We start from the raw sequence: 24,948 nt of genomic DNA on the forward strand, positions 1-24,948 counted from the left end.
ACCACCGGGATCTGGCACAACTGGACCACCGGCACCACCAGCAAACGATCATTCACAGCCTTCGACCACTAAAGATCAAGGAATCATTCATCTAGGCGGCGAGTTTTCCGTGGGTGTTGACCTGGTCGATGGTGGCGCCCTTGACGTTCTCGTTGAGCAGGAGGTCGCCTCGGCGGTCGTTGGCGAGGGCGCGGAGGAAGAACGCCGTGAGCAGGCCCTTGGCGATGCGCTGGGTGTGGTACTCCGGCTTGCCGTGCAGCAGGAGTTGGGACCAGTGCACACCTTCGGTGAATCCCAGGTGGGTGGCCTTCTTGATGGTGCGCATCTGCACCGGTCCGCCCCAGGCGCGCGAGATCGGTTCGGCGTTGGCCACCGGGGGTGTCAGCAGGTCTTCGCCCGCGGCGAGGTGCAAGGCGGGGGCCTTGACCTTCGCGGCCGCGTCGAGGGCCGACGGGAGGGTCTCGGCGGCGGCAAGCGTCGCCACGGCCTTGATGCGCGGGTCTTCGGCGGCGGCCAGGACCGCGCAGCCGCCGCCCATGGCGTGACCGGCCGCGCCGAGCTTGTCCGGGTCGACGCTGATCCGGCCGTCGCCGAGACGGACTCCGGTGGCGATGTCCAGGGCGGTGCGCATGTCCTCGGCGTAGAGCCGGTGGGAGGCCAGCGGGCCGCGGTGGGTCGCCGGGGAGACCACGACGATCCCCCAGCTGGCCAGGTGCCTCATCAGGGCCAGGTAGCGGTGCGGCGGCTGCAGCAAGCCGTGCCCGAACACGACCGCGGGCAGGTTGGTGCCCGTGCGCGGGGTGCAGACGATGCCGGGCAGGCCGACCAGGGCCAGGTCGCCGTGCAGCACGTCGTGCGGGCCACGACGGGACAGCTCGACGAACGCGTGCTTCGCGGAGGGCAGCTTCTTGGCTTTGCGCGCCATGGTCGACAACGGTAGCGGATCTACGCCGAGGCGCGCGTCACGAGCTCGCACCCGTGATCCATTCGCTCCGCGGTCCCGGGCGGGTGATCTCAGCGGTTCCGGGCGCCTGCCGGAGCGACGTGGGTCACCCGGGCTCCGTCATGTTCCCCTCGGCCGGAATGGCTACCCTGACTCGAGTGTGCGGCATCGTGGGTTACGTAGGACATCGCCAGGCGCTGGGAGTCGTGCTGGGCGGACTTCGGCGACTTGAGTACCGGGGTTACGACTCGGCAGGCGTGGCGCTGCTCGACGGTGAGGGCGGCCTCGCGGTGGAGCGGGCAGCCGGAGCGCTGTCGAACCTGGAGAAGAAGCTCGCCGAGAGCGACGGCTCCCGGTTCGAGGGCAACGGCGGCATGGGGCACACCCGGTGGGCGACCCACGGTGCACCCACCGACCGCAACGCCCACCCGCACCGGGACTCGGCGGGCCGGGTCGCGGTGGTGCACAACGGCATCATCGAGAACTTCGCCGCGCTGCGGGCCGAGCTGGAGGCCGACGGCGTCGAGATGGCCAGCGAGACCGACACCGAGACCGCCGCGCACCTGGTGTCCGCCGCCTTCGCGGCAGGACCGACCGCCGGCGATCTCACCGGCAGCGTCTGCGCCGTGGCGCGACGCCTCGAAGGCGCGTTCACGCTGGTCGTGACGCACGCCGACGAACCGGGCACGATCGTCGCGGCCCGCCGCTCCTCCCCGCTGGTGGTGGGTGTCGGCGAGGGCGAGCACTTCGTGGCCTCCGACGTGGCGGCGTTCATCGAGCACACCCGCGATGCGGTGGAGCTCGGCCAGGACCAGGTCGTCACCATCACCCGCGACGGCTACCGGGTCAGCGACTTCGACAACACCGGCGTCGACGCCAAGCCGTTCCGCGTGGACTGGGACCTGTCGGCCGCCGAGAAGGGCGGCCACGACTACTTCATGCTCAAGGAGATCGAGGAGCAGCCGGAGGCGCTCGCCGACACCTTGCGCGGGCACTTCGCGGGCGGTCAGATCGTCCTCGACGAGCAGCGGCTCACCGAGCAGGACCTGCGCGACATCACCAAGGTGTTCATCGTCGCCTGCGGCACCGCCTACCACTCGGGACTGCTGGCCAAGTACGCCATCGAGCACTGGTGCCGCATCCCGGTCGAGGTCGAGCTGGCCAGCGAGTTCCGCTACCGCGACCCGGTGCTGGGCCGCGACACCCTGGTGGTGGCGATCTCGCAGTCCGGCGAGACCGCCGACACCCTGGAGGCCGTGCGGCACGCGCGGACCCAGCGGGCGCGGGTGCTGGCCATCTGCAACACCAACGGCGCGCAGATCCCGCGCGAGTCCGACGCGGTGCTCTACACCCACGCGGGCCCGGAGATCGGCGTTGCCGCCACCAAGACGTTCCTCGCGCAGATCGCGGCGAACTACCTGGTCGGGCTGGCCCTGGCGCAGGCTCGCGGCACCAAGTACTCCGACGAGGTGGCGCGCGAGTTCGACGAGCTCGCCGCGATGCCCGAGGCCGTGCGCGCGACGCTGTCCACCGTCGACCAGGTCCGCAAGCTCGGCCATGAGCTCGCGGACTCGAAGGCGGTGCTGTTCCTCGGCCGTCACGTGGGTTACCCGGTGGCGCTGGAAGGCGCGCTCAAGCTCAAGGAGCTCGCCTACATGCACGCCGAGGGCTTCGCGGCCGGCGAGCTCAAGCACGGCCCGATCGCGCTGATCGAGGACAAGCTCCCGGTCGTGATCGTGATGCCGTCGCCGACCGGCCGGGCGCTGCTGCACGCCAAGATGGTGTCCAACATCCGCGAGATCCAGGCGCGCGGTGCCCGCACGATCGTCATCGCGGAGGAGGGCGACGAGGAGATCAAGCCCTTCGCCGACGAACTCATCACCATCCCGGCCGTGCCGACGTTGCTGCAGCCGCTGGTGTCCACGATCCCGCTCCAGGTCCTGGCGGCGGAGATCGCGCGCGCTCGCGGTTACGACGTCGACAAGCCGCGCAACCTCGCCAAGTCCGTAACCGTCGAATGACACCATCCGGGAACGGCTGACCGTTCGGCGAGAGGGCTCGTGATGCAGGGCGTGTGGACTCCTGACCAGATCCGGGGTGCCGAGCAGCGGTTGTTCGCGCGGACTCCCGAGCCCGCCGTGATGCGCCGGGCCGCCTACGCGGTCGCGGGGCAGTGCGCCCGGATGCTGGCCGACCAGACCGGTGGCGTTGCCGGTCGGCGGGTCGCGTTGCTGGTCGGGGCCGGGAACAACGGCGGCGACGCCCTGTGGGCTGGCGCGTTCCTGCGTCGGCGCGGGGTCGGCGTGACGGCCGTGCTGCTGGCACCGGACAAGACCCACGAGGCCGGGCTCGCGGGGCTCCGCCGCGCGGGAGGCCGGGCCGTCGCCGCCGAGGGCGCGAACGCCGACACCTCCGGGATCGGGGCCGAGGCCGCCGACGCGCTGGAGCGGGCGGACCTGGTCATCGACGGGATCGTGGGCCTCTCGGCGCGCGGGCCGTTGCGCCCCACCGCCGCCGAGCTGGTGCGGCGGGTGCTCGTGCCGATCGTGTCCGTGGACCTGCCCAGCGGCGTCGATCCGGTGAGCGGGGCCGTGGACGGGCCTGCGGTGTCGGCGGATGTGACCGTGACCTTCGGCGGGCTCAAGCCCTGCCACGTGCTCGGGACCGGTGCGGTGCACTCCGGCGAGGTCACCGTCGCCGGCATCGGCATCACCGAGGAGCTGCCCGAACCGGAGATCGCGCTGCTCGACGCGGCCGAGATCGGCGAGGAGTGGCCGATCCCCGGCCCGGCGGACGACAAGTACAGCACCGGGGTCGTCGGCATCGCCGCCGGTTCGGCGACCTACCCGGGTGCTGCGGTGCTCGCGACCGGCGCCGCCGTGCAGGCCACCGCGGGGATGGTGCGCTACGCCGGTCCCGCCGCCGACGAGGTGCGCGCCCGCTGGCCGGAGGTCGTGGCCACCGGTTCGGTCGGGGACGCCGGCCGGGTGCAGGCGTGGGCGGTCGGACCGGGCATCGGGCTCGGTGCGAGCGGTCGTGACGTGCTGCGGTTCGTCCTGGAGTCCGGGCGCCCGGTGTGCGCCGACGCCGACTCGATCACGATCCTGGCCGATGACGAGACCATGTGGGACTCCCGCGATCCCGACGCTCCGCTGGTGCTGACCCCGCACGCCGGGGAGTTCGCGCGGCTGGCCGGTGAACGTCCGGGCGTCGACCGGGTCTCGGCCGCCCGCGAGGTCGCCGCCCGCTACGACGCGTTCCTGCTGCTCAAGGGCAACACGACGGTCATCGCCGCACCTGATGGGCGGGTCGTGGTCAACGACGCCCGCCAGGCGTGGCCCGCCACGGCGGGCTCCGGGGACGTGCTCACCGGGCTGATCGCGGCCCTGCTCGCCGCTGGTGTCGAGCCGCTGCGGGCCTGCGGTCATGCCACCCACGTTCACTCGTTGGCGGCCGAACTCGCCGCGCACGGCGGCACCGGTGACGGACCTCGCTCCGAGGCCGGAGCGCCCATCGGCGCCTCCGCGCTGCTGGCGGCGGTTCCGCACGCCATCCGAGCGGTTCGGGACGCCGCTCTGCCCTCCTGACACCTCGTCGATCACTCGATGGTGGGAAGTCGCGTGGGTGTTTCCGCTCGCTTGCGTCTCGTCAGTGCGTTGAGCTGCGCAAAGGCGGTGTGGGGCGAAGGGTGGGAAGCCGGATGTGGGACCATGGGCCAGCCATGAGTGACCAGCACGCGCATCGCGCCGACCTGCGGATCGACGTCGACGCGATCCGCCACAACGTTCGGGTGCTGGCGGGTCGTGCCGAAGCTTCCGGTGCTCGGACGATGGTGATCGTGAAGTCCGACGGCTACGGCCACGGCGCGCTCACCGTCGGCAGGGCGGCTCTGCAGGCCGGGGCCGACCGGCTCGGCGTCGCCGCGATCGGGGAAGCGCTCCAGCTGCGCGAAGGCGGGATCACCGCGCCGGTGCTGTGCTGGTTGTTCACCGAGGCCGACGAGTTCGGCCCCGCCATCGCCGCCGACATCGAGCTGTCCGCGTCGTCGCAGTCCACGCTGGCCCGCATCGTCGCGGCGGCCGCCGCGCGGGACCGCGTCGCGCGGCTCCACCTCAAGATCGACACCGGGCTTGCGCGCAGCGGGTGCCCGGCCGAGCTGTGGCCCGCGCTGGTCGAGGCCGCCGCGAAGGCCGAGGCCGACGGGCACGTCCGCGTCGAAGCCGTGTGGTCGCACCTGGCCTGCGCCGACGAGCTCGGCCACCCCTCCATCGACATGCAGGCCGAGCGCTTCCACCGCGCCTACGAGCAGGCGCGGGCCGCGGGGCTCGACCCGATCCGGCACCTGGCCAACTCCGCCGCCGTGCTCACCCGGCCCGACCTGCACTTCGAGCTGGTCCGGCCGGGCATCGCCGCCTACGGCCTCGACCCGGTCCCGCAGGCCGGTGACCACGACCTGCGCCCGGCCATGACCTTCCGCTCCTCGGTGTCGCTGACCAAGCGCGTTCCCGCCGGCGAGAGCGTTTCCTACGGGCACTCGTGGACGGCCCCGGCGCCCACCAACCTGGCGCTGGTCCCGGTCGGCTACGCCGACGGGGTGCCGCGCACCCTGTCCGGTCGCATGGAGGTGTGGCTGGCGGGCAGGCGGCGGCCGGTGCGCGGCCGGGTGTGCATGGACCAGCTGGTGGTGGACTGCGGCGACGACGAGGTCTCCGAAGGTGATGAGGTCATCGTCTTCGGTGCGGGCGATCGAGGAGAGCCGACCGCCGCCGAGTGGGCCGACGAGCTCGGCACGATCCACTACGAGATCGTCACCGGCATGTACCGGCCGCGGGTGACCAGAACGGTCGTGGACTCGGAACGGGAGTCAACATGACCGAAATGGGCCGTTTCGCGCAGATCGGCGTCCGGGAAGTGGGGCGCAGCACACAGAGCGCTGGGCAACCGGGGCTGCGTTCTGTAACGATCTTCACGTTCCGCCGCCGGAGCCGAGTGGAGGCGACGTGAAACCGGTGTGGCAGGCATTGGCCTGGACGAGCGGGGTGATCGGGGCAGCGGTCACCGGCGCCGCCGTGGGTGTGGCCGCGCACAGCACGCGTGCTGCGGTGCAGCGCAAGGGTGAGGACGCCTTCGTGGAAGAACCCCTCGGCAGGCTCCGCCCCGACCGGCAGTCCACCGTCGCCGCCGACGACGGCGTGCCGCTGTCGGTGCAGGAGATCGGCCCCGCCGCAGGCGGCGATCCCGCGCTGACCGTGGTGTTCGTGCACGGCTTCGCGCTGGACTCCCGCTGCTGGCACTTCCAGCGCCGCGACCTGCCCGAGCTGCTCGGACCCAAGGTGCGGCTGGTGCTGTTCGACCACCGCAGCCACGGCCGTTCCGGCCACTCCAGCAAGAAGAACAGCACCATCGACCAGCTCGGCCGCGACCTCGACGCCGTCCTGCGCGCCGCGGCCCCGCGCGGCCCGATCGCGCTGGTCGGCCACTCGATGGGCGGCATGACGATCATGGCGCTGGCCGAGCAGAACCCCCGGTTGTTCGCCGACCGGGTCCGCGCGGTGGCGCTGGTGGGCACCTCCGCCGGTCAGCTCGGCGAAGCGGGACTGCCGCGCACCTGGCTGTCGCGCGCCAACCCCGTCCCGCGCGGACTCGCGCTGTTGTCCGAGCTCAACCCGGGCCTGGTCGAGCGCACCCGCAAGATGGGCGACCGGTTGTCGTGGAGCATCATCCGCGCGCTGTCCTTCGGGGACCGCAAGGTGTCCCCGGCGGTGGTGGACCTGATGGCCGAGATGATCGGCGCCACCACGGTGGAGGTCGTCACCGACTTCCTCGAAACGATCGGCCTGCACGACCGCAAGAAGGCCCTCGCAGCGCTCAACACCTGCGAGGTGCTGGTGCTCAGCGGCGACCTCGACAAGCTCACGCCGTTCACCCCGCACGCCGAGGTGCTCGCCGGTGAGCTGCCGGACGCGACGCTGGTGAAGGTCGAAGGCGCCGGGCATCCGGTGATGCTCGAACGCCCCGAGCTGGTCACCGATGAGATCGTGGCGATGCTGCGGCGCGCCACCGGGTTGAAGTTCAAGAAGGGAACCGGGAGTTGAGCGCCGCGCTGAAAACCGTGGAACTGCCGCAGGAATCCGACACCCTGGAGTTCGGCCGCCGTCTCGGCGCCGCGCTGCGGGCCGGGGACCTGCTGCTCCTCGACGGGCCGCTGGGCGCCGGCAAGACCGTGCTGACCCGCGGCGTCGCGGCAGGCATGGGGGTGACCGGCAGGATCACCTCGCCGACGTTCGTCATCGCCCGCGTGCACCATCCCGACGGCGACGGGCCCGCGCTGGTGCACGTCGACGCCTACCGGCTGGGCGGGATCGACGAGATCGACGACCTCGACCTGGACACCGACCTCACCGACGCGGCCGTGGTCGTGGAGTGGGGCGAGGGCTTGGCCGACCAGCTCTCCGACACCCACCTGATGGTGCGGCTGCGGCGTCGCGAGGACGACGTCCGCGAACTCACCCTGGAGCCGCACGGCGAGGGTTGGACGGAGCGGCTGGGCGAGCTCACCGGGTGACGGAATTCCTGGCCGGGTTCCCCGGTCTGCTCGCGCTCGCGATCGCCGCCGCGGTGCTGTTCGCCGAATCCGGTCTGCTCATCGGTGTTTTCCTGCCGGGATCGGGGACGGTGCTGGCGCTGGGCTGGCTCGCCGGGCAGGGGGCGCTGCCCGTCTGGGCGGCGGCGCTGACCGCGTCGCTGGCCACCATCGCCGGCTGCCAGCACGGCTTCTTCCGGGGCGCCCATCCCGGTGCGCTGAACCGGCTCCTGGTCGACCGGGTCGGTGAGCAGCGCATGAAGCGCATCGAGTCCGCGATGGACGGACGTGCCAAGCCGACCACCGCGATCTCCCAGTGCTTCGCGGTGGTCCGGACCCTCGTGCCACGGCTGGCGGCCCGCTCGGGCATGCCCCACCTGCACTTCACGGCCTGCAACACCCCGGTGGGCGCGCTCTGGGGCACCGGTCTCACCCTCCTCGGCGCCTGGTCCGGTGAGGCGTACACCCGGGTCCACACCGCCGTCGGGCTCCTCGGTCTTCCCCTCGTTGCCCTCGCCGCGGCGGTCCTCGGCCTGCTCTGGTGGTTCCGCCGTCGCCGCGATTTCAGTGGAAATCGGGGTACGGATTTCAGTGGAAATCAGGGGTCCGATTTCCACTGAAATCCGGAACACCGCTCGATGAGGTGACTTGGCGTCGGTGAGTCCGGGAGGGGAACCGCGGTCAGGCGGTGGCGCTGAGCTCGGTGGAGAGGTCCTTGGCGAGGCGTTGCATGAGCGGGATGACCTCGTCGGTGGTGATCCGGGTCATGCGGCCTTCCGGGCCTGAGATGGAGATGCCCGCGCCCGCCGGGGCGCCCGGGACCGCCACCGCGTAGCAGCGGACGCCGACCTCCTGCTCGCCGTCGTCGATGGCGTAGCCCTGCTTGCGGATGCGGCCGAGCTCCTCGTGCATCGCCTCGACGTCGGTGATGGTGCGCTCGGTCTGCGGGTGCATCGCCGTGCGGGACAGCAACTGGGTGACCTCGTCGCTGGGCATCGTGGCCATGACCGCCTTGCCCACGGCCGTGGCGTGGGCGTCGACCCGGCGCCCGACCTCGGTGAACATCCGCATCGAGTGCGGCGAGGGGACCTGGGCGACGTAGACGATCTGCGCGCCGTCGAGCACGGCCATGTTCGCCGATTCGCCGGTGACCTCGGTCAGCTCCGCCAGGTACGGCCGCGCCCAGGAGCCCAGCGCGCGGCTGGCGGTCTCGCCGAACCGGATCAGCCGCGGTCCCAGCGCGTACCGCCGCGAGGGCTGCTGCCGGGCGTAACCGCTGTTCACCAGGGTCCTGATGATGCGGTGGATGGTCGGCAGGGGCAGACCGGACCGCTCCGCGAGATCGGACAGCGCGACCTCACCGCCGGCATCGGCCATCAGTTCCAGGAGCTCGAAGGTGCGCTCGACCGACTGCACCCCGCCGCCCTGGTTCGCCCGCCGTGGGCCAGTGGTCATCGCAGAACTCCCTCTCCCGGATCCAGTCGAAGTCTAGTTCGTGGTGCGTGCGCCAGCTCATGTTGCTTTCGACGCTATGTGGAAACTAACATCCACGATGCAGAATTTCATGTGGATGTTCTTCGCTTGTGACGAACCTGCTCGCGGGTGCGCGCCGGCTCGTCACGCGGCAAGGTGAGCCATCAGCCACCGTCTGAAATCCGGCAGCAGAAAGAGGTGGACGATTCATGTCCGAAACGGCAGGGGTGAAGGTCCTCGGCGGCGCCGTCGAGCGCGGCGATGAGATCCTCACCGCCGAGGCGCTGCAGTTCGTGGCCGGCTTGCAGCGCGCTTTCGGCGCGCGGCGCGATGAGCTGCTCGAACGCCGCAAGCAGCGTCGCGCGGAGGCCGCTGAGAAGGGACGCCTGGACTTCCTCGAGGAGACCAAGCACGTCCGCGAGGGTGACTGGCAGGTCGCCGCGCCGCCGGCCGACATCGCCGACCGCCGCGTGGAGATCACCGGCCCGACCGACCGCAAGATGGCCATCAACGCGCTGAACTCCGGCGCCAAGATCTGGCTGGCCGACCTCGAAGACGCCAACACCCCGCACTGGGACAACGTCGTCTCCGGTCAGGTCAACCTCTACGACCTCGTCCGCAAGCAGATCGAGCTGCACGTCCCGGGCGGCAAGTCCTACACGCTGCGCGACGACGTCACCCACGCGGTGCCGCTGGTGCGCCCGCGCGGCTGGCACTTCGACGAGAAGCACATCGAGGTCGACGGCAAGCCGGTCGTGGCCGCGCTGGTCGACTTCGGCCTGCACTTCTTCCACAACGCCCGTGAGCTCATCAACCGCGGCAGCGGCCCGTACTTCTACCTGCCGAAGATGGAGAGCCACCTCGAAGCGCGGCTGTGGAACGAGGTGTTCACCCACGCGCAGAAGGAGCTGGGCATCCCGCACGGCTCGGTGCGCGCCACGGTGCTGATCGAGACCTACCCGGCCGCGTTCGAGATGGAGGAGATCCTCTACGAGCTGCGCGACCACTCCGCGGGTCTCAACGCCGGTCGCTGGGACTACTTGTTCAGCGTCATCAAGACCTTCCGCGATTCCGACAAGTACGTCCTGCCGGACCGCAACGCGGTGACCATGACCGCGCCGTTCATGCGCGCCTACACCGAGCTGCTGGTGAGTACCTGCCACAAGCGCGGTGCGTTCGCCATCGGCGGCATGGCCGCGTTCATCCCGACCAAGGACGACTCCAACGCGGCGGCGATGGAGAAGGTCCACGCCGACAAGAAGCGCGAGGCCGGCGACGGTTTCGACGGTTCGTGGGTCGCGCACCCGGGCTTGGTGCCGATCTGCTTCGAGGAGTTCGACGCGGTCCTCGGCGACAAGCCGAACCAGATCGAGCGCAAGCGCGACGACGTCACCGTCACCGCCGACCAGCTGCTCGCGGTCTCGGAGACCCCCGGTGACAAGACCATCGACGGCCTGCGCGGCGCGGTGGACGTCGGCGTCCGCTACATCGTGTCCTGGCTCGGCGGCAACGGCGCGGCGGCGATCCACAACCTCATGGAGGACGCCGCGACCGCCGAGATCTCGCGTTCGCAGATCTGGCAGTGGCTGCACAACAACGTGCAGCTGGCCGACGGCCAGACGGTCACCCTGGAGCTGGTGCGGGAGGTCCTGGCTGACACGGAGAAGGCGCTGCGCGGGGAGGCCGGTTTCCCGACCGAGAACCTCTCCAGCGCGGTTGAGCTGTTCGAGCAGGTGGCGGTGGCCGACGAGTTCGTCGACTTCCTGACGCTGCCCGCTTACGAGCAGATCGACTGATTCGTCATCGCGGGGGTGCCGGAGAACTCCGGCGCCCCCGCTTTGGTCTATTGGGAGGGTGCAAGTGGCTGAAACCTCGTTGGACTCCGCTGAGGTCGCTCGACGACTCGCGCGTTTATCCACTGTGGACGATCACATGGCGCGGACCTACCCCGGCGCCAGATCCGACCTGCAACCGGTGCACACCTGCTACGTGCCCGCGGACCGGGTGGACGCGACCGTGCTGCGGTCCTGGTCCGACCAGGCGCTGGCGGCGCTCGACGAGCACGCGGCCACTCCGTCCCGGCTGGCCGAGATCCTGGGCCTGACTCCGGAGATCGCCGAGGCCGTGCACCCCAGGGTGCGGGCGAAGCTGGCCGGTTCTCCGGTCCAGGACCTGCGGATCGACTTCGAGGACGGCTACCGCGCCGACGCCGAAGACGACGACGCCGTGCGCACCGCCGGTGTCGTGGCCGACTGGCTGCGGGACGGCGTGGCCCCGGCGAACTTCGGGCTGCGGGTGAAGTCCTACGACACGCCCGAGCTGCGCGAGCGCTCGGTGCGCACGCTCGACGTCTTCCTGACCGCGCTGCTGGCCCGGACCGGTGGTGTCCCGGACGGGTTCGTGCTGACCTTCCCGAAGGTCGTCGACGTCGCGCAGGTCGAGGTCTTCGTGGAGATCCTCGGGCTGCTGGAGCAGCGGTTCGGGCTCGACGAAGGCGCATTGCGCTTCGAGATCCAGGTGGAGACCACGCAGTCCATCGTGGACTCCGAGGGTCGGTTCGCGCTGCCGCGCTTCCTGCGCGCCGGGACGGGCCGGGTCACCGGGCTGCACTTCGGGACCTACGACTACACGGCGTCCTGCGGTCTCACCGCCGCCCACCAGCACCTCGCGCACCGCGCCTGCGACTACGCGCGGCACGCCATGCAGGTGGCCGCAGCGGGCACGGGAGTGTTCCTCTCCGACGGCTCCACCAACGTGCTGCCGGTGGGCGACCAGGTCGTCAAGGGCTGGCAGACCCACTACGAGCTGGTGCGGCGTTCGCTGGCGCACGGCTTCTACCAGGGCTGGGACCTGCACCCGGCGCAGCTGGTGACCCGCTACGCGGCGGTCTTCGCGGCCTTCCGCGACTCGGCACCCGCCGAAGCGGCGCGGCTGGCGGCCTACACCGGCACCGGTTCCGCCGAGGTCCTCGACGAACCGGCCACCGCCCGCGCGCTGGCGGCCTCCTTCGTCCGGGCGCTCGACAACGGCGCCACCGACGCCGACGAGGTCAAGGTCCTCACCGGTCTCCCGGAAGCCGACCTCCGGGCTCTCGGCCGCCTCTGACCCGCGCTCCCGGCGCGGCGCCGCGCGTCGCGCCGGGAGCTTCGCGGTGGAGGGCGGTTTGATCAACATCGGTCGGTTCGGACCAAAACTGCCCGACTCGCGGAGCGATCTGCCCCATCGAACGGCCTTGGCGTTGTTGACTGCGTCGACGACTTCGTGAACTACTTCGCCGATCCCAGCGTTGACACCGTGAGAACGCCGGGACCGCGAGCTCGCGGAGTCCTCGGAGGAGCGTCGGAAAGCCCTGGCCGACGCCCGCGCGGCCCTGTCGCCGACACCACGCCAGGGGACCTTCCGAGGAAGGGAACCGCTGTGACCAGCACTCTGCTGTCCGGAGCCGCGACGCACGTCGGCGGCCGGGACAACAACCAGGACTCCATGCTCGTCGCCGAAGGGCTGTTCGCGGTCGCCGACGGCATCGGGGGATTCGTCAACGGCGACGTCGCCAGCAGGCTCGCCCTCGACACCCTGGAGAGCGCCTACGCCGCCGACCGCACGGTCGCCGGGCTGCTCGGGGCGGCGCGCGCGGCGAACGAGGCCGTGTGGCTGCGCGCCAACGCGGACGGAACGTCGATGGGCACCACCCTGGTGGCCGTGGCCATGACCACCGACGCGGGTGCCGTCGCGGTCAACATCGGCGACTCCCGGCTGTACCGGTTGCGCGGCGGGGAGCTCGCGCAGCTCACCGCCGACCACACGGTGCTCGCCGAGCTGCTGCGCAGCCGCGAGGTCAGCGACGACGACGCGCGCAACCACCCGCACCGGCACGTGCTGACCCGGGCCGTCGGCGTCGGGCCCGAGGTCGAGATCGACCACGCCGAGCTGTCCGCCGAAGCCGAGGACCGCCTGCTGCTGTGCACCGACGGCCTGTTCAACGCCCTGGAGGACGACGATCTCCGGGAACTCCTGGGCGCCGACGCCGACCCGCAGCGGATCTGCGACCTGCTGGTGGAGGCCGCTCTCGCTGCCGACGCCGACGACAACGTCACGGCCCTCGTCCTCGACGTCAGCTAGCGGCACCGCAGCTCGCTCTCCCACGCGATGCGGGCCCGGGGCTTGCTCTCGCGGGTTCGGTGTGTGGGGATGGAGGTCATGGAAATTCGGGGTGCGGTTCTGCAGGAGTGCGGTCGTTCGGGACCGTGGGAGATGACGAAACCGATTGCGGTGACCGAGGTCGAGCTCGGTGAGCCCGGTCCGGGCGAACTGCTGGTGCGGATGGAGGCCGCCGGGGTCTGCCACTCCGATCTGTCCGTTGTGGACGGGAACAGGGTGCGGCCGGTCCCGATGCTGCTGGGGCACGAGGCGTGCGGCCGCGTCGAGCGAGTCGGACCCGGCGTCACCGATGTCTCCGCCGGTCAGCGGGTCGTTCTGTTCTTCGTGCCGCGCTGCGAGGAGTGCGAGGCGTGCCAAGCGGGCGGCAAGCGGCTGTGCACGCCCGGGTGGGCCGCCAACGGAGCCGGAACCCTGCTGTCCGGCGAGCGCCGGCTGAGCTGGGACGGACGCGAAGTGCACCACCACTGCGGGGTTTCCGGCTTCGCCACGCACGCCGTGGTCGACCGCCACTCGCTGGTCCCGGTGCCCGACGACGTGCCGCCGGACATCGGTGCGCTGCTCGGCTGCGCCGTGCTCACCGGCGGTGGAGCGGTGAAGAACGCGGCAGCGCTGCAACCCGGTGAGGACGTGACGGTCGTCGGCATCGGCGGTGTCGGCATGGCCGCGGTGCTGGTGGCCAAGGCCCTCGGCGCGGGCAGCGTCACCGTCGTCGACCCCCTCCAGAGCAAGCGCGAACGCGGCCTGGAGCTGGGCGCGACCAAGGCGCTCACGCCGGACGAGGCCGTCGACAGCGGGAGCCGCAGCGCCGTGGTGATCGACGCCAGCGGCAACGCCCGAGCGTTCGAGACCGCCGTGCAGGTGACCGCACCCGCCGGGCGGACGGTCTCGGTCGGCCTGCCCTCGCCCGACGCGCGGGCCAGCATCTCGCCGCTGGCGCTGGTCAGCGAGACCCGCACGATCATCGGCTCGTTCCTGGGAACCGGCCTGCCGCAGCAGGACATCCCGGAGTACGCCGAGCTCTGGCGCGCCGGGAAGCTCCCCGTCGACGAGCTGGTCTCCGGCAGCATCGGCCTCGAGGGCATCAACCACGCCATGGACGAGCTCGCCTCGGGTCGGGCCATGCGCCAGGTCATCCGGTTCTGATCCAGCGGCGTTCGTCCACCACCGATCGCGCGGTCGCGGCAGACTGTGATCGGACGTCGTGGAAGGGACCGGAGATGGAACAGGACGCGCTCGACAAGCTCAAGGACCAGCTGGGCGATCACCAGATCTTCGGTGAGCCCGTCAGCCAGGGCGACACCACGCTCGTCCCCGTCGGCGAGGTGCAGCTCGGCGGGGGCTGGGGCGGACAGGGCGACGACACCGGAGGCGGCGGTGGAGTGCGTGCGCGCGCGATCGGCGCGTTCTCCCTCGCCGCCGACGGGACGGTCTCCTGGCACCCGGCGGTGAACGTCAACCGGATCGTGTGGGGCGGTCAGCTCGCGCTGGCGACAGCCGTGGTGGCCTGCGCCATCGCCTTCCGGCGACGCCGGTGAGGCTTTGAGAAGCGGCGGAGCCGCGGTTTCAGGTGTGGGACTCAGCTCGCACCGCCGCAGGTTCTGCCGCTGGCACCGCCAGGCAAAGCGATTCCTGAACTGCTTCTCCTAGGCGCCGACCGAGCGGGGATCCATGCCCGACCAGGACACCAGCTTCGCGGAGACGTCCGCGACGCTCGGCCGGGACTTGGGATCCGGCGTCAGGCACTCGTCCACGGTGCGCGAGAGCGCCGCGGGCAGCCGCCGGTGGGTGCGCAGCGGTGCGGCCCGCTCGTCGCGCTGCGGGTAGTGACGGCTGCCGCCGCCGGTGCGTTCGCGGTGCGAGGCCGACGCCCACGGCGTGGTGCCCGACAGCGCCTCGTACAGCGTCACGCCGAGCCCCCAGACGTCCGCTGCGGGAGACATGCGCTCACCCCTGGCCTGTTCCGGCGAGAGGTAGTCGAACGTGCCCGCCGAGCTCTTCTCGCCGATCCGGCACACCAGGCTCAGGTCCAGCAGCACCGCGCGGCCACCGATCTCGACGACGTTGGACGGTTTCACGTCCAGGTGCACCCAGCCGTGCCCGTGCAGGTAGTGCAGCGCCGAGCACAGCTGGATGCCGAGCACCGCCGCGTCGACCGGGCGGAGCCTGCCCAGCTCGGCGATCAGGTAGCTGAGGGTGTGGCCGGGCAGGGTTTCGGTGATCACCGCCGGGCGTTCGGGCTCGGCGGTGCGCACGATCTCGTAGCCGCGCAGCAGGTGCGGGTGGGTGAGCTGGGTCAGCAGCACGCCCTCGTTGCGGAGCCAGGCGATCGCGCGTTCGTCGGCGGCGCGCTCCGGTCTGATCGTCTTGGCGATGCAGCGGCAGGACCGCTGCTCGCTCCACACGTCGTAGACGTCGAGCCGGCTACCGCGCCGCAGGTGGTCGACGATCCGGTAGCCGGAGGCGAGGGTGTCGCCGGGCGCCAGCGGCGCTCCGGGCGGTCCCCAGCTCTGCTCCGGTTCGCCGAAGTAGTAGGACGAGGTCAACGAATCTGTCAGCACCGCTGCGGTCAGCTGTGACTGCGGTGCCGACGGCGGTGGTCGTCGCTGCTGTCGCGACGACGTCGGTGGTCGCTGCTGTCGCGACGGCGACGGCGGTGGTCGTCGCTGCTGTCCCGCCGGCGGCGGTGGTCGCTGCTGTCGCGGTGTCGGCGGTGGTGGTCGCTGCTGCCGCGCGAATGGTGCTGTTTCGCCGGGGACACCATCTGGAAAAGCTTGGAAAGGTCCACTGCGCGCTCCCGAAGGTCCGGTGATCATTCGGGCCACCGCGGGGGCAGCCCATCAGACCATTGTTCCGTAGATCGAGTGGCCGATGCGACCTGTTTCGGATGAAAAGGGCTTCACGCAGCGGATGAAGAACCGCGGCTGGTAATGGCGAATGCCATCACCAGCCGCGGTTCGAAGGAGAACTTCAGCCCAACCCGGCCCCCGGCCTGGACGGGACCCGAATACCGCAGTAATCGGGGACCCGAATACTGCGGTATTCCGGGTCTCCGGGCTCAGCCCTGGGACGCGACGGCGGCCGCGGCGTCGACGACGCCGTAGCCGTACACCGGGTTGTACACCCCGCGCAGACCGGCGATCGGGGTGCGCGCGGTGGAGATCAGCGCGTCCTCGACACCGGCGGCGTCACGTCCTTGCGCGCCCAGCAGCGCGGCGACCCCGGCGACCTGCGGGGCGGCCATCGACGTCCCGGCGAGGGCGTCGTAGTCGGCCTGACCGCACTCCGGCCTGCCCATCCCGCGGGGGACGCTGGACCAGACGTCGCCGTCGCAGTCGCCCAGCGACGAACCGCCCGGGGCGGAAACCGCCCGCAGGTTGAGCTTGACGCCGAGGTTGGAGTACACCGCGTGCATCTCGTCGGCGTCGGTCGCCGCGACGCACAGCGCGCCCTCCTCCCAGGACGGGGTGTCGCACAGCGGCGCGGTCTCGTTGCCCGCCGACGCCACCACGACGACGCCCTTCTCGCGGGCGTAGGCGATGGCCTCCTTGGTGGCCGCCTGCAGGCCCAGCAGGGTCAGGACCTGGATGCCGGGCTGGGCGCCCAGGCTCAGGTTGATGACGTTCGCACCGTGATCGGCGGCGAAGCGAACGCCCGCCCCGATCTCCTCGAACGTGCCCGAGCCGTTCTCCAGCGCCTTGATCGGCATGATCTTGGCGTCCGGCGCGACGCCGGCGATGCCGACGCCGTTGCCGGCGGCGGCCGCCGCGATTCCGGCGACGTGCGTGCCGTGCACGTCGGATTCCTGGCCGAGGCCGTCGGCACCGGTCCAGTCACCGTTGCCGCACGGCCCCGGTGCTCCGCCGCAGGAGAAGGTGGCGCCGGGGACGAGTTTGCCGCTGAACTCGGGATGTCCGAGGTCAAGGCCGGTGTCCACGACGGCGATGGTCTGCCCTCCGCCGGTGCTGCCGGCCCAGGCTTCTGGCGCGTGCAGTTGCTGCAAGCCCCACTGCTTGTCGATCAGCGGGTCACCGGCGGCGGCGCCGGCACTCGCTTGCGTTGCCACCAGCGATAAGCCGACCAGGCTCGCGGTGACCAGGGTCCGCATGCGCATTGCGACTCCCATTGGGTTGGCTCGGCGTTCGGCGGATCAACGAGCCGGTCGGCGAATAGTTTCACTCGCAACCGGGATTGGACCGTTCACCGAGCCAAGTTCCTTCGGCCGGAGCAATGCGGAATGTGATCATTCCAATTAGGTGAGTTCGAAAAGCGGTCGCAGCCCCGCGATTACGACATGTGCGGTTCGCGCGGCTTGCTGAACAGCAGGTTCAGCAGCAGGGCCGCGATGCAGCCGGTGCTGATCCCGGAGTCGAGAACGGTGCGCAGCGCCTCGGGGAAGTGGTCGTAGAACGAGGGCGCCACGACCGGGATCAGCCCGATGCCGAGCGCTCCCGCCACGATCAGCGCGTTGTGCGGGTCGCCGAGACCGGCCTTGCTCAGGGTGCGGATGCCGCTGGTGGCAACCGATCCGAACAGCACGAGCGCGGCGCCGCCGAGCACAGGTTGCGGCACCAGCGAGACCACGGCGCCTGCGACCGGGAACAGGCCCAGCAGCACCAGCACGCCGCCGCCGGTGGCGACCACGAACCGGCTGCGCACGCCGGTCAGCGCGACCAGGCCGATGTTCTGCGCGAACGCGCTGCAGGTGAATCCGCCGAAGACCGCCGAGATGGCGCTGCCCGCGCCGTCGGCTCGAAGGCCGGCGGCGATGGTCTTCTCGTCGGCGGGCCGGTCGACGATCTCGCCGAGCGCGATCATGTCGGCGGTGCTCTCCATCATCGCCACCAGCATCACGATGCAGATCGACAGCGTGGCGGTGAGGCTGAACGCCGGCGCCCCGAGCTCGAAGGGCACCGGGAGGTTGAACAGCGGCGCCGATTCGAAGGTCGAGGTGTCGACCAGGCCCATCGGCCAGGCGATGAGGCTGCCCACGAGCAGGCCGATGAGCAGCGCGATCCGGTTGAGGAAGCCGGTGAGGAAGCGGTTGAACAGCAGCACCAGCACGAAGGTGACCGCGCCGAGCAGGACCTTCTGCGGTGCCGCGTAGTCGGGGGCGTCGCTGTCCTGCCCGGCGATCCACTTGATCGCCACCGGCATCAGCGACAGCCCGATCAGGGTGATCACGGTGCCGTTGACCACCGGTGGGAAGAACCGCACCAGCCGGGAGAAGTACGGCGCGGCGATGAACGCCAGCACTCCGGCGATGAGCACGGAGCCGTAGACCACCGACAGCGGATTCTGCGATCCGCTCTGCTGGGCGACGATGGCGAGGATCGGCGCCACGGACCCGAACGTCACACCGTTGACGAACGGCATCCGGGCGCCGATCTTCCACACCCCCAGTGCCTGCAAGGCGGTGGCCAGGCCTGCGGTGAACAGGCTCGCGCCGATCAGCAACGTCATCTGCAGCGGTGGAAGCCCGATGGCCTCGCCGACGATCAGCGGTGGTGCCACGACGCCGGCGTACATCGCCGCGACGTGCTGGATGCCGAAGGCGATCATCCGGGTTGGCGGTAGCACCTCGTCGCACGGGTGCGTGGTGCTGTCGGTTGTGGCCATGTTCTTCGCTCCCAAACCCGCAGGGCTACGTCGTCACGTCACTATCGGCACGAGTTGTTCTTTCCCGGTTTTCGTTGTGTTGCAACGCTATTTCGGTCCACGATGGACTTTTGGGCACGATGGACCGGGCGTCCCACCAGGAACGCCTTCATCTTCAGGGGATTTCGACGGATCCGCGTTGGGCGAGCGGCGTGGCCGCGAGTCGTGGGCACCACGACCGCAGCCCGCACCGCTGCGCACGGCGATCCCGTCAGCGGGGAGTTCTCAGAACTCCGCGGTGCTGTACCACGCCATCGGCGCGTCATCGACGTCGTCGCGGCGGACGACGCCCTCGATGAGGCCGTAGGGGCGGTCGGCGGCGAAGAAGACCTCGTTGTCGTTCTCCAGCCCGAAGGGCGAGAGGTTGACGAGGAAGTGGTGCTTGTTCGGCAGCGAGAGCCGGACCTCGGCCAGCTCCGGGTGCGCCTCCAGCGCGGCCTTGCCCATCTCGTAGAGGCTCTGCTGCAGGGCGAGGCTGTGCGTGGTGGCGAAGGCCTCCAGCATCGTGGCGCGGACGGACTCGAAGCTCTTGGCCCAGTCCACGTCGGTGTGCAGGTAGCGCCAGCGGGCGGTGACCGCGGTCGCCAGGATCCGGTCGGTGGTCTCGGCCAACGTCGTGTACTGGTCCTTCGGGTAGCCCCAGAACTCCGAGCCGGTCGACTTGAGGACCACCAGGTCCTTCAGCCCCGAGACCACGTGCGCCTGGTCGCCGTCGATGGTGACCGCGGTCGTGCGCTTCTCGTCGCTCGCCCGGGAGAACGAGTGGTCGTGACCGGTGCCCTCGACGGGGATCCGCTGCCAGCCGTACTCGTCGATGAGGATCCGCGCGCCGTTGATGCCCTCGGCGGAGGACACGAAGTGCCTGCCCAGCCGGAGCGCGAAGTCCTCGATCTCACCGATCGGCTGCTGCTTGGCGAAGGCGTAGACGGTGTTCTTCTGCGTGTCGGTCGGCAGCACCCTGGCGTTGTCGCCGGACAGGTGCACCTCGTCGAGGTCGCCGCGCAGCGAGGTGCTGACGTTGAGGTCCTTGATGGAGTGGCGCGGCGTCGAGCGGTCCACGGTGACGATGCGGACCTCGGCCTTGCCGTACTGGTTCGGGCCCATGGAGATGCCCATGATTCAGCTCCCTCGATAGGTGGAGTAGGCGAACGGGCTCAGCAGCAGTGGAACGTGGTGGTGCTGCTCGGGATCGGTGATCCGGAAGGTGATGGACACCTCCGGGTAGAACGCGGCGGTTCCTCGCTGGTCGAAGTACGCGCCGGTGTCGAAGGTCAGCCGGTAGTCGCCCGCGTCGAGGCGGTCGGGACCGAGGTCGCGGCAGCGGCCGTCGGCGTCGGTCCGGCCGGTCGCCGACGGAGCTCCGCCCGGCAGGGGTTCCCCGTCGGCGGTCTCCAGTCGGACGGCGACGCCCGCTGCGGGCTTGCCCAGGGCGGCGTCGAGGACGTGGGTGGTCACAGCGCTCATGGTTCGATCACTTTCGCCAGCCGCAGCGCGGCGATCTTGCGGAGTTCGGAGTCGACGATGCGCAGCTCGTCGTCGGGCTTGTTGTCCAGCCGGGAGCGCAGGATCTCCAGGAGCTCCTCGCCGCTGCGGCCGCTGGCGCACACCAGGTAGACGTGCCCGAAGCGGCGTTCGTACTCCAGGTTGGCGGCCCGCAGCTCCTCGGCGAGGTCGTCGCTGACCCCGGCCTGCTCGCGGCGGGAGAACTCGGCGCCGCGGCCGGTGTCGGCGGGTCGTTCGCCGATGCGGGGGTGAGCGGCCAGGGCCTGGAAGATCTCCGAGTCGGTGAGGTCCGGGGCGGCGTTCGCGGCGGTCCGCTGCACGGCCTCGGCGTCGGCGAAGGGGCGCGCATCGGCGATGTCAGCCGCCCATCGGGTGATGTCCAGGCAGTTCAGCAGCCTGTCGATGAGTTCGGCCCGAGGTGATTCGTTGAGCCGTCGCACACCGGTGGTGGTAGCCATGCGCTTCTCCGCTGAAGTGGTTCACATGCCGGTTCGATCGTGCCGAGAGAACTCGGTGACCGCAGGTCCGGTCCGGTGCGCAAAAAGCTACGACCACCCCGACGGGGTGTCAACAGTTTGTTGAAAGAGCCAGGTCAGCACTGCCATGGGAGTTGAGCGGCAGGCGTGAGGTCAGTCCCGCGCCTGGTCGCGGTTGAGGTAGTTGTACACCGTGAAGCGGCTGACGCCGAGGGCCTTGGCGACGGTCTCGACGGACTTGCGCATGCTGAACGCGCCGCGCTCCTCCAGCAGCCGGACGGCCTTCTGCTTCTCCGGGCGGGGCAGGTCGGGCAGCTTCGCGCCGAGCTCGGACTCCACCTCGCGGATCAGGCGGTCCAGGGCGCTGGTGAGCTCCTGTCCCGGCACGCGCACGGCGACCGCCGGAGAACCTTCCCAGTTCAGCACGATGTCGCCCGGTTCCCGCTGGTCCACGGGCACGGTTGTGGCCCCGATGTGTTCCAGCAGCGGGGCGATCGCGTTGGCCAGCGGATGCATCGTGACCAGCCTAGACCCGGTCGTCCTCGGCGGTGACCTGCAGGGTGATCCGGCTCGCTCCCGCCGCCAGCGCCTTGTCCAGCACCTCCGCCAGCGCGGGCAGCAGCTGTTCGCGGTCGCCGCTGATCGCCGTGCCCAGCGGGCCGAAGTCCGGATCCAGGCCCGCCGCCAGCAGGCAGTCCCGGGCCGCCAGCGCGTGCGCCGGTGGCTCGCCCTCGCCCTCGAACGGTTCCGTGGTGAACTCTGCGCGCAGCATCATCGGACCGACCTCCCTGACCGAGACGGTAGCGTCCGCGTGCAACCACGACCCAGACGGGAAGCCGATGAAGACCGACCGATTAGACGTCAATCTGTCGATCCTGTTCACCGAGCTGGATCTGCTGGAACGACCGGCCGCCGCCAAGGCCGCGGGGTTCGACCGCGTGGAGTTCTGGTGGCCGTTCGAGACCGCCGTGCCCGCCGAAGCCGACGTGGAGAAGTTCATCCGGGCCATCGACGACGCAGGTGTGTCGCTGGTAGGACTGAACTTCTACGGCGGCGACCTCGCCGCGGGTGAGCGAGGAGTGCTGTCCGATCCGGACCGGGCCGGGCAGTTCGCGGCCAACATCGACGTGCTCTGCGAGATCGGCGAGCGCCTCGGTTGCCGCGCGTTCAACGCGCTCTACGGCAACCGCATCGACGGCGTGGACCCGCGCGCCCAGGACGAGGCGGCAACAGAGAGCCTGGTGCGCGCCGCCCGCGCCGTCGCCCGGATCGGCGGTACCGTTCTCATCGAGCCGGTCAGCGGGATCCCGAGCTATCCGCTGCGGACCGCCGCCGACGGGCTCGCCGTCGTCGACCGGGTGCGCGAGGCGGGCGAGGTGGACGACGTCCACCTGCTGTTCGACCTGTACCACCTGGTCACCAACGGCGACGATCCGAACTCGGTGCTCGACCGACGCCCGGAAGCGATCGGGCACGTGCAGATCGCCGACTCGCCGGGACGCGGGGAACCCGGCACCGGATCGATCGACTTCGCGCACTACTTCAGCAGACTCGACGAGGTCGGCTACACCGGCCACATCGGACTCGAATACAAACCCAGCGGCGCCAGCACCGAATCCTTCGGCTGGATCGCGAGCTGAACCAAGGAGGCGTCACGTTGCCCGGCCCCGTCCTCATCGCACCGGACAAGTTCAAAGGCACCCTCACCGCCCCGGAAGTGGCCGAGGCGGTCGCCGCCGGGCTGCGCCAGGCGCGCCCCGACCTGGAGCTGCGGCTCGCCCCCGTCGCCGACGGCGGTGACGGCACCGTCGACGCCGCTCTGGCCGCCGGGTACGCCCGGATGACCGTGCCGGTCAGCGGCCCCACCGGGTACCCGGTGGACACCGAGATCGCCTACGACGGGGAGACCGCCGTCGTCGAACTCGCCTCCGCCTCCGGCCTCGCGCTGCTCGACCCCGACGACCTCGACGCCCTCGGCGCCTCCAGCGACGGGACCGGCGAGGCGCTGCTGGCGGCGCTGAGCACCGGTGCCCGGCGGATCGTGCTCGGTGTCGGCGGCAGCGCCTGCACCGACGGCGGTGCCGGGCTGCTCACCGTCCTCGGCGTGAAAATCCTGGACGTGAACGGGAATCCGGTCGCACCCGGCGGCGGCCCGCTGGCCAACGTCGGCGAGATCGACCTGTCCGGGCTGGACCCCAGGATCGGTGAGGTCGAGCTGATCCTCGCGTCCGACGTGAACAACCCGCTCACCGGACCGAACGGCGCCGCCCACGTCTACGGCCCGCAGAAGGGCGCGAACCCCGAGCAGGTGGAGCTCCTCGACGCCGCTCTGGCCCGGTACGCGCAGGTCATGCGGGACGCAGGCGGACGCGACGTCGCCGAGCAGCCTGGCGCGGGCGCGGCCGGCGGAGTCGGTTTCGCGGCTCTGGCGGCGCTGGGCGCGACGATGCGGCCCGGCGTGGACGTCGTCCTCGACCTCGTCGGCTTCCACTCCCAGCTCGACGGCGCGGGCCTGGTCATCACCGGCGAAGGCGCGCTGGACGAGCAGACCCTGCACGGCAAGGCACCGGCCGGGGTCGCGGCCCGAGCCATCGAAGCGGGAATCCCGGTCATCGCCATCGCGGGCCGCTGCGATCTCACCCGGGAGCGGCTGGCGGAGGCGGGGATCGACGCGGCCTACGCCCTCCTCGACGTCGAACCCGACCCGCATCGCTGCATGGCCGACCCGGCCCCCATCCTGACGACCCTCGCAGCAACGCTGGCCGAGAACCACCTCTGATCAGCGGCTTTCGAGATGGGATTCGAACTTCGCGCGAAATTCGAGCCCGAAACCGAGCCTCGAATTTTGCGCGAAATTCGAAAACGTCCCCCTCCCAGGTGAACGTGGGAGGGGGACGTTCTCGTGGTGCTGGTGCTACTCCGACTCTGACCGTCGCGGGATCAGGGCGACCACCACGATCAGCAGCACGACGATCACCGCGCCACCGCCGACGCTCAGCCACAGCATGTAGCTGCCGCTGCCGGACTCACCCGGCGGAGCCGGGGCGACGTTGAGGTAGAACCCGCCCTCGGTGCTGTGGCCGTCGTCGAAGACGGTCTGGTACTTCACCGTGTGCAGACCGGGTTTCAGCGCTTCGATGTGGACGGTCACGTGGTTGCCGTCGACGTCCGCCTCACCCGAGACGTGATCGGTTCCCGAAGGATCCTTCACCTCGATCTGCGGCGGCTTCGACTCGTCCAGGGCTCCCGCGAAGTCCATCTCGATGCGGTCCACCCCGGCCTGGGCGGTCTCACCCGGGCCGGGGGAAGCGGAGTTGAGCCCGCTGTGCGCGAACGCGGTGCCCGCGCCCAGCAGGACCAGCAACGCGCTCAGAACCGCACCGACGGTGGTGCTCAGAGGTCGGCGCATGCGATTCGGTTGTCGGTGAACTCGGCCGGGTGGACCACGAGCGACTTGGCGGCCTCGGCCGGCTTGTCGTTCTCGGCGGTCATGAAGCCGCGACCGGTGGCGTCAGCGGTGAACGCCAGGTGGATCTCGTTCGGCGGCATCTCCGACCCGGCGGGGTCGAACTTGAAGTGCTCACCGCCGGCCTCCTCCGCGCACGGCTTGGCGTGCACGTGGGCCATGTACTCCCCGTTCGGCGCCAGGCCGGTCATCTCCAGCGTGACCGTCGTGCCGCCCGGGTGGATCGCCAGCCACGCGGTGCCCGCGGCCTGATCGGTGCCCGGCGGACGGGTGGGCAGCAGCGTGAACGGGTTGGTGCGCAGCTGCGCGCCCTGCACGTCCTTGGCGGGAGTCGCGTTGGCGTCGCCCATGTTCATCTGCATGCCGCCACCGGGCTGATGGCCGCCGCCGTGCTGCATGTGCATGCTGTGGTCCTCGGAAGAACCACCGCCGCACGCGGAAACAGCCGCGCAGGCGACGAGCCCGGCGGCGAAAGACTTGCGAAGTGTCATGCCCTCATCAACTTCTCTTCGAACTGCTTCCCTGCCTCGTGGCCGGGCGGAGCGGTCCCCGCCCGGCCACGGGCTCACATGTTCTCGGCGGCCTGCTTGATCGCCTGGCGGATCCGGCCGTAGGTGCCGCAGCGGCAGACGTTCTCGATCTTGTCGATGTCCGCGTCGGTCGGCTCGCTGGTCTCGTTGATCAGCGCGAC

The 24,948-nt window shown here is 70.6% G+C and carries 26 protein-coding genes and 1 pseudogene; 14 read left to right on the plus strand and 13 right to left on the minus strand.

All coding sequences use genetic code 11. The features are described 5' to 3' along the window. Positions 1-91: 91 nt before the first annotated feature. Positions 92-925 carry a dienelactone hydrolase family protein gene (locus AB0J78_RS32875; protein ID WP_363795883.1) on the minus strand — a complete coding sequence of 278 codons (834 nt, stop codon included), beginning with the start codon at positions 923-925 and terminating at the stop codon, positions 92-94. A 176-nt stretch (positions 926-1,101) separates the two neighbouring features. Between AB0J78_RS32875 and glmS the strand changes: the two genes are divergently transcribed. From glmS to AB0J78_RS32905, 6 genes are all read left to right on the plus strand, one after another. Next, positions 1,102-2,964, plus strand: a complete 1,863-nt coding sequence (gene glmS / locus AB0J78_RS32880; protein WP_363795885.1) for a glutamine--fructose-6-phosphate transaminase (isomerizing) — start codon at positions 1,102-1,104, stop codon at positions 2,962-2,964. A gap of 42 nt (positions 2,965-3,006) precedes the next feature. Continuing rightward, positions 3,007-4,530: an NAD(P)H-hydrate dehydratase gene (locus AB0J78_RS32885; RefSeq protein WP_363795932.1), complete on the plus strand. Its 1,524-nt coding sequence runs from the start codon at positions 3,007-3,009 to the stop codon at positions 4,528-4,530. Between the two features lie 134 nt (positions 4,531-4,664). After that, entirely contained in the window at positions 4,665-5,816 is a 1,152-nt protein-coding gene (gene alr / locus AB0J78_RS32890) for an alanine racemase (protein WP_363795887.1), read from the plus strand. 127 nt (positions 5,817-5,943) lie between these two features. Then, positions 5,944-7,038: an alpha/beta hydrolase gene (locus AB0J78_RS32895; RefSeq protein WP_363795889.1), complete on the plus strand. Its 1,095-nt coding sequence runs from the start codon at positions 5,944-5,946 to the stop codon at positions 7,036-7,038. After that, positions 7,035-7,508 (plus strand): tRNA (adenosine(37)-N6)-threonylcarbamoyltransferase complex ATPase subunit type 1 TsaE, encoded by a 474-nt coding sequence (tsaE, locus tag AB0J78_RS32900; protein ID WP_363795891.1) that lies wholly within the window; start codon positions 7,035-7,037, stop codon positions 7,506-7,508. The genes AB0J78_RS32895 and tsaE overlap by 4 nt, the downstream gene beginning before the upstream one ends. Further along, entirely contained in the window at positions 7,505-8,146 is a 642-nt protein-coding gene (locus tag AB0J78_RS32905) for a hypothetical protein (RefSeq protein WP_363795893.1), read from the plus strand. The genes tsaE and AB0J78_RS32905 overlap by 4 nt, the downstream gene beginning before the upstream one ends. Before the next feature lie 61 nt (positions 8,147-8,207). Here the strand turns inward: AB0J78_RS32905 and AB0J78_RS32910 are convergent, their stop codons facing one another. Continuing rightward, the gene (locus tag AB0J78_RS32910; protein ID WP_363795895.1) at positions 8,208-8,981 is read right to left on the minus strand and encodes an IclR family transcriptional regulator; all 774 of its coding nucleotides are present in this window, start codon (positions 8,979-8,981) and stop codon (positions 8,208-8,210) included. Positions 8,982-9,208: 227 nt separating this feature from the next. Here AB0J78_RS32910 and aceB point away from each other — a divergent pair, with 227 nt between their 5' ends. The 5 genes from aceB (at position 9,209) to AB0J78_RS32935 (ending at position 14,692) form a co-directional block, all read left to right on the plus strand. Then, complete coding sequence (aceB, locus tag AB0J78_RS32915) at positions 9,209-10,795, plus strand: malate synthase A (RefSeq protein ID WP_363795897.1); 1,587 nt, start codon at positions 9,209-9,211, stop codon at positions 10,793-10,795. Positions 10,796-10,931: 136 nt separating this feature from the next. After that, positions 10,932-12,104, plus strand: a complete 1,173-nt coding sequence (locus AB0J78_RS32920) for an aldolase (protein WP_363795899.1) — start codon at positions 10,932-10,934, stop codon at positions 12,102-12,104. Between the two features lie 312 nt (positions 12,105-12,416). Then, the gene (locus AB0J78_RS32925; protein ID WP_363795901.1) at positions 12,417-13,118 is read left to right on the plus strand and encodes a protein phosphatase 2C domain-containing protein; all 702 of its coding nucleotides are present in this window, start codon (positions 12,417-12,419) and stop codon (positions 13,116-13,118) included. 132 nt (positions 13,119-13,250) lie between these two features. After that, positions 13,251-14,300 carry an alcohol dehydrogenase catalytic domain-containing protein gene (locus AB0J78_RS32930; RefSeq protein ID WP_363795903.1) on the plus strand — a complete coding sequence of 350 codons (1,050 nt, stop codon included), beginning with the start codon at positions 13,251-13,253 and terminating at the stop codon, positions 14,298-14,300. A gap of 74 nt (positions 14,301-14,374) precedes the next feature. Next, complete coding sequence (locus AB0J78_RS32935) at positions 14,375-14,692, plus strand: hypothetical protein (RefSeq protein WP_363795905.1); 318 nt, start codon at positions 14,375-14,377, stop codon at positions 14,690-14,692. A gap of 108 nt (positions 14,693-14,800) precedes the next feature. Here AB0J78_RS32935 and AB0J78_RS32940 read toward each other — a convergent pair whose 3' ends face one another. After that, positions 14,801-15,715, minus strand: coding sequence for a serine/threonine-protein kinase (locus AB0J78_RS32940; protein ID WP_363795907.1), 915 nt, complete (start codon positions 15,713-15,715; stop codon positions 14,801-14,803). A 35-nt stretch (positions 15,716-15,750) separates the two neighbouring features. Between AB0J78_RS32940 and AB0J78_RS32945 the strand changes: the two genes are divergently transcribed. Beyond that, the gene (locus tag AB0J78_RS32945; RefSeq protein WP_363795909.1) at positions 15,751-15,966 is read left to right on the plus strand and encodes a hypothetical protein; all 216 of its coding nucleotides are present in this window, start codon (positions 15,751-15,753) and stop codon (positions 15,964-15,966) included. A gap of 246 nt (positions 15,967-16,212) precedes the next feature. Here the strand turns inward: AB0J78_RS32945 and AB0J78_RS32950 are convergent, their stop codons facing one another. The 7 genes from AB0J78_RS32950 to AB0J78_RS32980 all read right to left on the minus strand — a co-directional run bounded on the left by AB0J78_RS32950 (position 16,213) and on the right by AB0J78_RS32980 (position 21,566). Beyond that, positions 16,213-17,268, minus strand: coding sequence for a S8 family serine peptidase (locus AB0J78_RS32950; RefSeq protein WP_363795911.1), 1,056 nt, complete (start codon positions 17,266-17,268; stop codon positions 16,213-16,215). Positions 17,269-17,441: 173 nt separating this feature from the next. Further along, positions 17,442-18,773 carry a nucleobase:cation symporter-2 family protein gene (locus tag AB0J78_RS32955; RefSeq protein ID WP_363795913.1) on the minus strand — a complete coding sequence of 444 codons (1,332 nt, stop codon included), beginning with the start codon at positions 18,771-18,773 and terminating at the stop codon, positions 17,442-17,444. A 264-nt stretch (positions 18,774-19,037) separates the two neighbouring features. Continuing rightward, a complete protein-coding gene (gene pucL / locus AB0J78_RS32960) occupies positions 19,038-19,928 on the minus strand; it encodes a factor-independent urate hydroxylase (RefSeq protein ID WP_363795915.1) in 891 nt (296 codons plus the stop codon). A 3-nt stretch (positions 19,929-19,931) separates the two neighbouring features. Continuing rightward, complete coding sequence (gene uraH / locus AB0J78_RS32965; RefSeq protein ID WP_363795917.1) at positions 19,932-20,276, minus strand: hydroxyisourate hydrolase; 345 nt, start codon at positions 20,274-20,276, stop codon at positions 19,932-19,934. Continuing rightward, positions 20,273-20,773, minus strand: coding sequence for a 2-oxo-4-hydroxy-4-carboxy-5-ureidoimidazoline decarboxylase (gene uraD / locus AB0J78_RS32970; RefSeq protein ID WP_363795919.1), 501 nt, complete (start codon positions 20,771-20,773; stop codon positions 20,273-20,275). The genes uraH and uraD overlap by 4 nt, the downstream gene beginning before the upstream one ends. Positions 20,774-20,944: 171 nt before the next feature. Next, positions 20,945-21,307, minus strand: a complete 363-nt coding sequence (locus tag AB0J78_RS32975) for a helix-turn-helix domain-containing protein (RefSeq protein ID WP_363795920.1) — start codon at positions 21,305-21,307, stop codon at positions 20,945-20,947. A 10-nt stretch (positions 21,308-21,317) separates the two neighbouring features. Then, complete coding sequence (locus tag AB0J78_RS32980; RefSeq protein WP_363795922.1) at positions 21,318-21,566, minus strand: thiamine-binding protein; 249 nt, start codon at positions 21,564-21,566, stop codon at positions 21,318-21,320. 64 nt (positions 21,567-21,630) lie between these two features. Here AB0J78_RS32980 and AB0J78_RS32985 point away from each other — a divergent pair, with 64 nt between their 5' ends. Further along, complete coding sequence (locus AB0J78_RS32985) at positions 21,631-22,431, plus strand: TIM barrel protein (RefSeq protein ID WP_363795924.1); 801 nt, start codon at positions 21,631-21,633, stop codon at positions 22,429-22,431. Positions 22,432-22,448: 17 nt separating this feature from the next. Continuing rightward, positions 22,449-23,570: a glycerate kinase gene (locus tag AB0J78_RS32990; RefSeq protein ID WP_363795926.1), complete on the plus strand. Its 1,122-nt coding sequence runs from the start codon at positions 22,449-22,451 to the stop codon at positions 23,568-23,570. Positions 23,571-23,705: 135 nt separating this feature from the next. Here AB0J78_RS32990 and AB0J78_RS32995 read toward each other — a convergent pair whose 3' ends face one another. From AB0J78_RS32995 to AB0J78_RS33005, 3 genes and pseudogenes are all read right to left on the minus strand, one after another. Continuing rightward, positions 23,706-24,200: a copper resistance CopC family protein gene (locus AB0J78_RS32995; RefSeq protein ID WP_363795928.1), complete on the minus strand. Its 495-nt coding sequence runs from the start codon at positions 24,198-24,200 to the stop codon at positions 23,706-23,708. Further along, a complete protein-coding gene (locus tag AB0J78_RS33000; RefSeq protein WP_363795930.1) occupies positions 24,185-24,661 on the minus strand; it encodes a hypothetical protein in 477 nt (158 codons plus the stop codon). Before AB0J78_RS33000 ends, AB0J78_RS32995 begins: the two co-directional genes overlap by 16 nt. A gap of 161 nt (positions 24,662-24,822) precedes the next feature. Further along, a pseudogene (locus AB0J78_RS33005) lies at positions 24,823-24,948 on the minus strand ((2Fe-2S)-binding protein); the annotation flags it as partial.

Source organism: Saccharopolyspora sp. NPDC049426 (genome assembly GCF_040676935.1).
Lineage (GTDB): Bacteria > Actinomycetota > Actinomycetes > Mycobacteriales > Pseudonocardiaceae > Saccharopolyspora.